Source organism: Macrococcus capreoli (assembly GCF_025628935.1).
Classification (GTDB): Bacteria; Bacillota; Bacilli; order Staphylococcales; family Staphylococcaceae; genus Macrococcoides; species Macrococcoides capreoli.
Window position 1 is genome coordinate 24,919 of record NZ_JAOTIS010000021.1, and the last position, 9,466, is coordinate 34,384.

Sequence of the window (9,466 nt, forward strand, 5' to 3'; positions counted from 1 at the left end):
TATGCTATTCTTGAATGGAATACTAATACTTGTCTTCTACCTTTGGTACAACACTAACAATAAAGAGTTCAATGAAACATAATGATAATAAAGCTAAAATGCCGTTCATTTCAATCACCTCTTCCTTAAATATATTACTATAATGTGATTGTAATGTATGAAACGCGTTGCAATGCAAGGAGGAAATTACATATGGCAAATATTCGTGATATCGCGAAAAAAGCAGGGGTTTCTGTATCAACAGTTTCAAGGGTGTTGAATGATTATCCATACATATCAGAAGAAAAGAAATTAAAAGTATTAGCTGCAATGGAAGATTTGAATTATATCCCTAACCATCTTGCTGTCAATTTATCTCGTGGTAAAAGTCGCGTCATCGCGGTCGTTCTACCATGGATTACAAATCCTTATTACTTAAAAATACTTGAAGGGGCGATTAAACAAGCATCACAGCACAATTATCATATTATTGTCATTGAAACACATTATAAAGAAAATGAAGAATTAAGCGTGTTAGATATGCTGAAACATCGATCAATAGATGGCATTATATTTACAACAAGACAACTCTCGCTTGAAATAATATGTGACTATAAAAAATACGGTCCAATAATACTTATGGAAAAAAATGAACAATTACCGTACATCTTTATTAATCAATATGAAGCACTAAAAAACGCATTACATTACTTAATAAAACAGGGGTATCAAAAAATAGGCTATACATTACATCGAAAAAATGGATTTAGCGCAAATGAACGTGCTAAAGCATATGCTACAATACCTAAACAGATGCAATATCAGGACTTTATCTATGTTGGTGGATTATCAGTGTTGGACGGAAAGCAACTCGCACATCATATACTAAAACAAAACCATTTACCAGATGCATTGATTGTGACAAATGATGCCGTTAGTGCAGGGTTATATGCAGCATTTCAAAACCAAGGGATTAAAGTACCGGAAGACATCGCTTTAATATCTTACGAAAACGGAGAACTCTCACAAATTAACGACATAACAAGTATTGAATTGCCTTTAAGTGAGATGGGTGAGAAGAGTGTAGAGTTAATTCTGACAGCATCAACGACATCGCAAGAACTCGCGTCTCATTTGATTATTAGAAAGTCGACATAGGTATTAATGGTTCGGTTAAATAGACGAAAAATTTATATTTCGTTTATTTGACCGAAATACTTATCAATGATATGTTATTGGGTTATTTTTTAATTAGATTTAATTTCAAAACCAATGCACATTTAAAATAATTAGTAGTATAATTTATTTGAATATTCAGTTTAAAAAAGTGTATTGGAGGTATTCCATTGTTTCAAAAAGAATTAAATTTATTAAAACAATATTTAGTTGAAGAATACGTAGGCTATCAAGATAAAAAAGACATTATAAATACTATGAATTTTTCTAATATCAAAGAATTCTATGTTGATGTTACGGCACAGCTCAATCGATTGCATGACCCACATGTACGAATTATTGATAAATTGAATGAAAAGAAAGTGACTATATTATGTAAAAATATTGATGAGAGACTTTTTGTTGATAAATCAATTCATCCAGAGATTGAACGTGGTGATGAAATCATTGAAATTGGTGGACTACCGATAAGTGAAATTATATCTAAAGAAAAAGAATTACTCTTTGATCCTAATCCCAAAAGATATGAATGGCATAATGTTTTGAGAAAATATGAAAATGTAAAACTTGCAAATGGTACTATTAAAAATGTGTTCTTAGAATCCTCACAAGAGCTTTATGACCAAGACTATATCATTGAACAAAGAGAAGGTTATTGTTTTATTAAGTTACCTGATTTTAGAGATGTCAATAAACTTCATGAAACAATTAAATCAAATGTTGATATTCTTCAATTTAATAAAAAAATTATCATTGACGTTCGTGATAATAGAGGAGGAAGTGACTTCGCATACTTCCCTTTATTAGAATACATATTTCCACCTAACTATGAACTACAAATTGATTACGGCTTAACTTTTAATTACACTAAAAAATATTGTGATCATATGATTGCAAAAATCGATAATGACCTAGAAAAAATGGATGAAGGTGAAACAAAACAATCGTTTAAAGCGTATAGACAAAGAATGGCTGATAACTATGCAAAAGGGATGGTAAAATTCACTGATGATATTGAACCAATTATTCTAGATGGTATAGCAGATGGAATTAAAGTGATTGTACTAGCAAATGAACGATGTGGTAGTTCTGGTGATAATTTTGTTGCTAAAGTTAAAGAAAGTGAATTTGTAACAGTCATCGGAAGAGCGACAAAAGGAATGAATGACTATGCTAACTGTGGTTATTTATACCTAAATGATCAATTCGATTTGTTGTGTCCATACTCAAGATATAATGGCTTAGACCATGGTGAATCTATGGCATTAAAAGGGATAGCGCCAGATATAGAAATCCAGTCAACACTTGAGGATTTTCATAAAGATGTCATGATGGAGAAAGCGTTAGAGTTGTTGGAGATAAATTTATAAATAAATAGGAAAGTTAAACAGTATTAATTAAAAGATACAACAAAACAGTCATTCACAGTTAATGGCTGTTTTGATTTTTATTTTATTATTTTAAGTCGACTCTTACATTTTCAATATGCTTTATAAGAAAACCATCAAATGGGAATATTCTTTCAGTATACAAATCATTAAGTTTAAATTTTTGTCTTTCAATATTGTGAATTAATTCTAGTGGATAATTATATTTTGTCTTATTCAGTTCGAATTCATATTCATCTACAAAATAATGTTTACCATCACTATCTATGATCATATCAATGTCTAAATCAATTATCTTTATAATATTATCTTCTTTTTTTGGAATCTCACAGATGTTACAGTAGTACTCAATGCGACCATCGTCATAAATATCAATGTTAATTGTAAAACCCTCAATTTTTGAAATATATTCAATTGAAGCATTATCATAAACAAAAGTTTTGTTTCGTGTAAAGTGGTTTAATGTCCTTGGTGGTTCAGACTTTAATACAATATACTCTTCAGTTTCCTCGATTAATTCTGATTCCCATGAATAATGTATTTTTTTATCATACTTATAAGTTTCAACTTTTATGAAATTCATATTTTTCCTCCTGTTGAATAATAATCTATTTAATTATATGATATATTAATCAGAAAATTCTTTAAATATTTTTTGTGATTCTTCATCTATATAACTTTTAATATTCAGGAGGACTTATGAACTTAAAACGTGCCAATGTAAATGATGCAAAAATAATTTGGGAGATGCAGATAAGATCCTTTCAATCACTTTTAGATAAATATGAGGACTATGAAACCAGTCCAGCAAATGAAGATGTTGAATTAATTCGTAGAAGATTAGAACAGCCATTTACATACTATTATTTTATTTACCATGATAATGAAATAGCAGGAGCAATTAGGGTTGTCGATAAATGTGATGAGTCACCTAAACGAATTTCGCCTATTTTTATACTACCGGAATTTAGAAATTTAGGGTTAGCTCAAAGTGCAATTGAATGTGTTGAAACTATTCATGGTACAACACACTGGATGCTTAACACAATACTTGAAGAGAAAGGAAACTGTTATTTATACGAGAAACTAGGATATGAAAGATTTGGTGAGCTCAATCAAATTAACGATAGATTGACTTTAGTTACATATAGAAAATAATTTCGAAATAAGAATTGGAGAATAAAATGGACATCACTTTTACAAAAGAGAATATGCGATTTAAATATAGAACTTCTGCACTTATCATTGAGAACAATCATATTTTACTTCAAAATATTCTTGATTATTGGGCGCCACCAGGCGGAAAAGTTCAAATGTTAGAGGATTCTAAAGCGGCATTGAAAAGAGAAATATTTGAAGAACTTGATGCTGAGATTGAAATAAAACAAAGTAACATTTTTATTGAACAAACGTATCATAATAAAGAAAAGTCATTTCATGAGTTAGGCATTTATTATATATGTCATTCTAAATCATTATGGGATAGAGGTATTTCTATCATTGGAAATGAAAATGGAGAAGACATGGAGTATCGATGGTTTCCTTTGAGTGAAATCAAAAATGTTAATATCCAACCTGAATTATTGAAAGAAAAGTTACTGCAAGGAATAGAAGGATTTGAGCATGTGATAAATCATGAATAGGTGAACAAGGGGTGGATTTATGTATACGAGTGAAGAAAGAGAAGATATGTTTGAATTACTATTGAATCATTTAAAATTTATACATATTAAAGGTGCAGTTCAAATTGGCTCAGGCGTTAAGGGATATTCAGATACATATTCTGATATTGATATGATGGTTGCAGTTAGTGGTAATGTTGCGGAGCAAAAAGATAAAATCAAAAATATTTTAGAAGATATGGGTGCAAAGTACATAAAAGAAGGTATGTTCAGAGAAGATATATATTTGTTGATTCCATTTTTTGATAGCGGTCTAGAGATGGATATATCTATCATGCCCACTCAATTATTAAGTGTTCAATCTCCATTGTGGAAAGTAATTTATGATGCGGATGGATCTGTTCTAGAAAAGATGAATGAACTTAATAATAATTTTATAAATAAAGAACAACCATACCGTACAACACCTGATATCGCTTTTGAATTTGTTTATAGATATCGAAAAGCGATGATAGATATAAAAAGAAGTAATATGATTGGTGCGCTTTCTCATATAGATATTATGAAAGAGTTTATTTTGGAAATACAATTATTAAATGAAAAACAAAAGCTTCATCAATTTAAACAGTTTCACTTATTAAATCAAGCATTTCAAGAGGCATTTTTAGATTTATATCAGTTCGATGTAAACCTTGAGGGCATTGATAAGCTTTTACAAAAAACGATGAAATTATTCAAGAAAACAATCGATCAAAATAATAACATTGAATATGATGAAAAAATATATACAATCATTGAGCATTTGTAGGTGATAATTATGGAAGATATAAATAGTTTATTAAAAGAAAATCATTTAATATACAAATCAGTTTCAACTGAAAAAGGATCAGTGAGTTATTTTGAAACAGATAACAACGGGGAATATAAAACAACTTTACTTCTAATGCATGGATTTGGTGCAACAGGATTAGACTATTTACCAATCATTAAATTATTACAAGACCAGTTTCATATCATTGCGATTGATTTACCTGAAAGAGGTGAGTCGAAGTTGATTGGTACGAATGATTTTTCACCAACTACAATTGCGACGTGGGTAAAAGCTTTTGTAAGAACAATTCAATTAGAAAAGTTTCATTTAATCGGACACTCTATAGCAGCACATTATGGGTTAGCTTATGCTAAAGAATTTTCAGTTGAATCTCTTATATTACTTGATGGTGGGTATTTAGTACCTGGTGATTTTGAAGGATATAGCTTAGGAAAAGAATTAAATGATACTAGAAAGTTTATTCAATCTTTAAAATATGATTCTGAAGAAGCGTTAATTGCTGCGCTTACTGAACAAGGAAACTCAACAACCCAGAATATTATTGATAGAAGACTATTCAAAATAGAAGATAATGCATTAGTATTTACACTTTCAGAAGATATTGCAGTACAAATGACAAAAGACGTAGCAAAATATCCTGATTATGAAGTAATTAAAAATATTAATAATGAAATATATATCATAAGATGTGATTTGCCAAAAGAGGTTAATCCAATTCGTAATCTTGGAATTAATAAATTTTTAAAAGTAAAAGAAGCTAAGGTTACAGTATTAGAGAACAGTAATCATAGTTTATATCATGCAAAATCTAAAGAAGTTTCAGAATTAATAAGTGATTGGGTACAACAAAACCGCCATTAAAATTCATGGCAGTTTCTATATGTAAATATTTGTAATGTTATTTTAGGCACTTCTATAATACATCATACATATTTTTTAATTATAAGTCTATTCTTTTTTTAAATCATCTATACAATTAAGTTACAGGGCCCAAGTAATTATAGGAGTTGATCGTATGTCGCAAAATATTTATGATAATGAGCATTTCTACAAAGGTTATACAAAACTTCGTAATAACAAGTTAAGTTATAACGAGATGATTGAGATGCCAGTGATGAAGGCAGAGCTACCAGATATTGAAGGAAAAACGATATTGGATATTGGCTGTGGAATGGGGAAGTTTATTCAATATATGCTTGATATGAACCCAAAACAAATTGTAGGATTAGATATTTCTAATAATATGATTTCATATGCGAAAGATAATATTAATGATGAACGTGTTTCATTTGTGGTCTCAGATATATTATCATTTGAAACTGAAACCAAGTTTGATGTCATTGTATCAAGTCTTGCATTTCACTATGTTGAAGATTATGAAGCGCTTATTCAAAAATTAAATGGCATGCTAAATAGGGGTGGCGTATTACTGTTTTCAACTGAGCATCCTCTCACGACTGCAACGAAGCAACAGGAGCATTGGTCGCATGTAGAAAGTAGGCACAATCATTATAAATTAGATCATTATTTTGAAGAAAATGCTCGACCGATTGAATGGATAGATACTGAAGTCATACGATATCATCGTACAATTGGGACTTTAATGAATACATTAATCGACAATGGATTTCAAATTGAACGCGTTATAGATACAGGCAATACTGAAATTTCACTAAAATTATGGGATGAAGAAGATATTATGAAAGTGAATCATCGACCGCCATTTATAGTGATTAAGGCAAAAAAACAGTAATGTATGAAAGAACGTAAGAAGCCAGGTCTTAAAGGCGCTCGTCTTTCACAACTGTTCACAAAACGTTAGGCTGCAGATGTTGCAAGTTTACTTGCTTACAGATGGAGTCCGCAAATTGCGTCAGCAATTTGTGTTCAATTTCGGTAAATCCATGGGGATATTTGAATAATAGATATTTAAGTAATGATTATCTAATAAACAAGGATGTGACGATATGTTTGAAGTTGACAAAGAAAAAATTCAAAAATTGCTTGAAAGTGATTTAACTTCTAATGAAATAGCTGAATATTCAGGAATAGCTAATACTACTGCTAGAGAATTAAAAGATGGAATTACAAGTATTGATGAAGCATCATTTAGAACACAAGTTAAATTAACACATGGATATAAAATAGCATTTGAAGGGTATGTGCCTGAAGAAAAGAGTCTAGAAAAAAGAATATCTAATGTTGAGGTTGCTATAAATATTAATAAGATTGATGGAATAATGTTATCGGATGAATATATAGAAAAAATGTATGATGTAGCACATGGAAGAATTAAAAGATCTGAATTTGCTGAATATGTTTTGCAAGACACTAGAAATAAATCTGACTGAAAATTATACGACAATAGTGAGCACCCCTAAGGTTGAATTTTAATGATCAACTTTAGGGGTGTGCTACATTATATAAATATTTTAGTATGAATCTTGATAATCATCGTCTTGAACTTATTTAGAATTTAAAAGAAATATGTTATTTATTAATATTATTTTTTTTATTTATTTCCTTTTTATCAGAATCATTCTTATTTCCATCTTTTTTTTCGTCTAAATTAATAATTTTGATTTCACAGCATTCTTTCTCTCTTTTTTTAAAAATATCTTTGAATTTCATAATAAGACTCCTTTATTTAAAATTTAAAATTAAAAAAAGATATCCAGAAAATGTAGCCATAAGAAATACAGATGTAATAAAAGCAATGACTAATCTATTATGAAAAATACTTTTTAACATAATAATTTCTGGTAAACTGGAACCAGCACCACCTATAAGTAACGCCATCATTGGAGATAGTGGAAATCCACCTGCTAATAAAGCATTGGCAACCGGTAACATGGTAGAAAGTCTAATATATAACGGGACTCCAATAATTGCTGCAATCGGGATTACAATCCATTGATTATATTCACCTATAGATGTCAAAAAGTTAGTAGGAACTGCTTCTTTAATAATAGCACCAATAAAGGCACCAATAATAATATAGATAAAAACAGATTTAATTAGGTTAAATGTTTCTATTAATGAAATTTTTATATTTAGTAATATATTCTTTCTTCTATTTTCATCTGTTTCAAGGTGAGCACCTTCAACAATAACATTTTTCACATATTTATCATATCCAAGAATATCAAGAATATAACCAATCAGCATAGAGAAAAGAAAAGTTACCAGCCCATAAATTATTGTAACTTTAAGCCCGTATATATAATACATAAGTCCGAGAATCCATGGATCTAATAATGGAGAAGAAAAAAGATAAGTCATAATAATTTGGAATGGTATCTTTCTGTTAATCATGGTCACTAATAAAGGAATAGTTGAACATGAACAAAAAGGTGTTATAAATCCTAATAGGGCCCCAGCAAAGTTACCAATTAAAATGTTTTTTTCTTTCATCCATTTTTCGAGTTTACTGAATGGAATATAAGGTTCGAAGAAACTAATAACAATAGATATTAAAAAGAAAAGCAATAATAAGTTTTTAGATAATGAAAAAAATTCTTTTATAACCTTTAGGATTAAATCTTCATTCATTAACAACTACCTTCTTTACAGCCATCAGCATCAACTTTATTAAGAGCATTATCTAGTTTTTCTAAATAATAGAACAAGTTTTCTATTTCTTCAGGATTAAAGTGACTTAAAATTTGATTCGTATAATGTTCCATTTCTTCTGAAATATTTTGAACATTTTTTAATCCTTTTGAACTCAATGACAATATAACAGAACGTCTATCTCTCTCTTCAGTTTTTCGTACTACAAATTCTTTTTCTACCAATGATTGTACAGCTCTACTTACACTTGCTTTATCAGAAGAAAGTTTATTTGACAATTCATTTAAAGATATGTCGGATGTTTCTCCTAACTCTATTAAAATGTGACTTTGTAACATAGGGAGTCCACAACAGCTTACTCCGTCTTTTTCTAATTCAATTAATCCTCGACTAATGCTTCTACTTAATTTTCTAAATTTACTAGTATTCATACTATCAACCTCCTTGGATATATTATAAAATAATTATTTGATATTATCAACTATTGACTATATCAAATTAATTATTATTATGTTATTAGAGTATAAAAAATGATTTTTTAAATGACGAATTAAAAGAACGATATTTCTTATTATGCGGAAAATATTTTTAAGAGGTAATATTACACTATCTATAGAGGGGATAGGATATGAAGAAAATAGTGAATTTGAAGATTAATTCTATATAATAGATTTTCAGTACTTGTAGAATTCTTTATTTTATATCAATAACAAATAACATCCTCGAATTTTATTGAAGGAGAATCTATTATTTTACAAAATTATATTCTTCAGTACATTTATGTATTGATAATCGCATAGATTAATATAAAACAATTAATGATTAATATATATAGTAAAATCTACATATTATATATACTCTTTTTTTTTACAATTAAGTTGCTATTTTATAATTAT

12 protein-coding genes are annotated in these 9,466 nt (G+C 29.0%); 8 read left to right on the forward strand and 4 right to left on the reverse strand.

The genetic code is table 11. From position 1 onward, the window contains the following. Window positions 1-192: 192 nt before the first annotated feature. Complete coding sequence (locus OCL94_RS12325; protein WP_262997221.1) at window positions 193-1,137, forward strand: LacI family DNA-binding transcriptional regulator; 945 nt, start codon at window positions 193-195, stop codon at window positions 1,135-1,137. Window positions 1,138-1,325: 188 nt separating this feature from the next. Further along, entirely contained in the window at window positions 1,326-2,525 is a 1,200-nt protein-coding gene (locus tag OCL94_RS12330) for a S41 family peptidase (protein ID WP_262997222.1), read from the forward strand. An 85-nt stretch (window positions 2,526-2,610) separates the two neighbouring features. On the opposite strand, the gene OCL94_RS12335 is transcribed toward OCL94_RS12330, so the two are convergent. Further along, window positions 2,611-3,126 carry a DUF402 domain-containing protein gene (locus OCL94_RS12335; RefSeq protein WP_262997223.1) on the reverse strand — a complete coding sequence of 172 codons (516 nt, stop codon included), beginning with the start codon at window positions 3,124-3,126 and terminating at the stop codon, window positions 2,611-2,613. A 116-nt stretch (window positions 3,127-3,242) separates the two neighbouring features. Between OCL94_RS12335 and OCL94_RS12340 the strand changes: the two genes are divergently transcribed. From OCL94_RS12340 to OCL94_RS12365, 6 genes are all read left to right on the forward strand, one after another. Further along, window positions 3,243-3,701, forward strand: a complete 459-nt coding sequence (locus OCL94_RS12340) for a GNAT family N-acetyltransferase (protein ID WP_262997224.1) — start codon at window positions 3,243-3,245, stop codon at window positions 3,699-3,701. A gap of 26 nt (window positions 3,702-3,727) precedes the next feature. Beyond that, window positions 3,728-4,186 (forward strand): NUDIX hydrolase, encoded by a 459-nt coding sequence (locus OCL94_RS12345; protein ID WP_262997225.1) that lies wholly within the window; start codon window positions 3,728-3,730, stop codon window positions 4,184-4,186. A 19-nt stretch (window positions 4,187-4,205) separates the two neighbouring features. After that, a complete protein-coding gene (locus tag OCL94_RS12350; RefSeq protein ID WP_262997226.1) occupies window positions 4,206-4,973 on the forward strand; it encodes a nucleotidyltransferase family protein in 768 nt (255 codons plus the stop codon). Window positions 4,974-4,982: 9 nt separating this feature from the next. Further along, window positions 4,983-5,858, forward strand: coding sequence for an alpha/beta fold hydrolase (locus tag OCL94_RS12355; RefSeq protein ID WP_262997227.1), 876 nt, complete (start codon window positions 4,983-4,985; stop codon window positions 5,856-5,858). A gap of 154 nt (window positions 5,859-6,012) precedes the next feature. Then, a complete protein-coding gene (locus OCL94_RS12360) occupies window positions 6,013-6,750 on the forward strand; it encodes a class I SAM-dependent methyltransferase (RefSeq protein ID WP_262997228.1) in 738 nt (245 codons plus the stop codon). 214 nt (window positions 6,751-6,964) lie between these two features. After that, window positions 6,965-7,348, forward strand: coding sequence for a hypothetical protein (locus OCL94_RS12365; RefSeq protein ID WP_262997229.1), 384 nt, complete (start codon window positions 6,965-6,967; stop codon window positions 7,346-7,348). 139 nt (window positions 7,349-7,487) lie between these two features. Here OCL94_RS12365 and OCL94_RS12370 read toward each other — a convergent pair whose 3' ends face one another. From OCL94_RS12370 to OCL94_RS12380, 3 genes are read right to left on the reverse strand one after another with little or no spacing between them, the layout of a single operon-like run. Next, the gene (locus OCL94_RS12370) at window positions 7,488-7,628 is read right to left on the reverse strand and encodes a hypothetical protein (protein ID WP_262997230.1); all 141 of its coding nucleotides are present in this window, start codon (window positions 7,626-7,628) and stop codon (window positions 7,488-7,490) included. A gap of 12 nt (window positions 7,629-7,640) precedes the next feature. Further along, window positions 7,641-8,549: a permease gene (locus tag OCL94_RS12375; RefSeq protein WP_262997231.1), complete on the reverse strand. Its 909-nt coding sequence runs from the start codon at window positions 8,547-8,549 to the stop codon at window positions 7,641-7,643. Further along, window positions 8,549-9,001: a MarR family winged helix-turn-helix transcriptional regulator gene (locus OCL94_RS12380; RefSeq protein ID WP_262997232.1), complete on the reverse strand. Its 453-nt coding sequence runs from the start codon at window positions 8,999-9,001 to the stop codon at window positions 8,549-8,551. The genes OCL94_RS12375 and OCL94_RS12380 overlap by 1 nt, the downstream gene beginning before the upstream one ends. Between the last annotated feature and the right edge of the window lie 465 nt (window positions 9,002-9,466).

Excerpts from the sequence above, each read along its gene's own strand:
- OCL94_RS12365 (WP_262997229.1), top strand. The coding sequence starts at position 6,965 with ATGTTTGAAGTTGACAAAGAAAAAATTCAAAAATTGCTTGAAAGTGAT.
- OCL94_RS12380 (WP_262997232.1), bottom strand. The coding sequence starts at position 9,001 with ATGAATACTAGTAAATTTAGAAAATTAAGTAGAAGCATTAGTCGAGGA.
- OCL94_RS12325 (WP_262997221.1), top strand. The coding sequence starts at position 193 with ATGGCAAATATTCGTGATATCGCGAAAAAAGCAGGGGTTTCTGTATCA.
- OCL94_RS12345 (WP_262997225.1), top strand. The coding sequence starts at position 3,728 with ATGGACATCACTTTTACAAAAGAGAATATGCGATTTAAATATAGAACT.
- OCL94_RS12340 (WP_262997224.1), top strand. The coding sequence starts at position 3,243 with ATGAACTTAAAACGTGCCAATGTAAATGATGCAAAAATAATTTGGGAG.
- OCL94_RS12360 (WP_262997228.1), top strand. The coding sequence starts at position 6,013 with ATGTCGCAAAATATTTATGATAATGAGCATTTCTACAAAGGTTATACA.
- OCL94_RS12375 (WP_262997231.1), bottom strand. The coding sequence starts at position 8,549 with ATGAATGAAGATTTAATCCTAAAGGTTATAAAAGAATTTTTTTCATTA.
- OCL94_RS12335 (WP_262997223.1), bottom strand. The coding sequence starts at position 3,126 with ATGAATTTCATAAAAGTTGAAACTTATAAGTATGATAAAAAAATACAT.
- OCL94_RS12350 (WP_262997226.1), top strand. The coding sequence starts at position 4,206 with ATGTATACGAGTGAAGAAAGAGAAGATATGTTTGAATTACTATTGAAT.
- OCL94_RS12370 (WP_262997230.1), bottom strand. The coding sequence starts at position 7,628 with ATGAAATTCAAAGATATTTTTAAAAAAAGAGAGAAAGAATGCTGTGAA.
- OCL94_RS12355 (WP_262997227.1), top strand. The coding sequence starts at position 4,983 with ATGGAAGATATAAATAGTTTATTAAAAGAAAATCATTTAATATACAAA.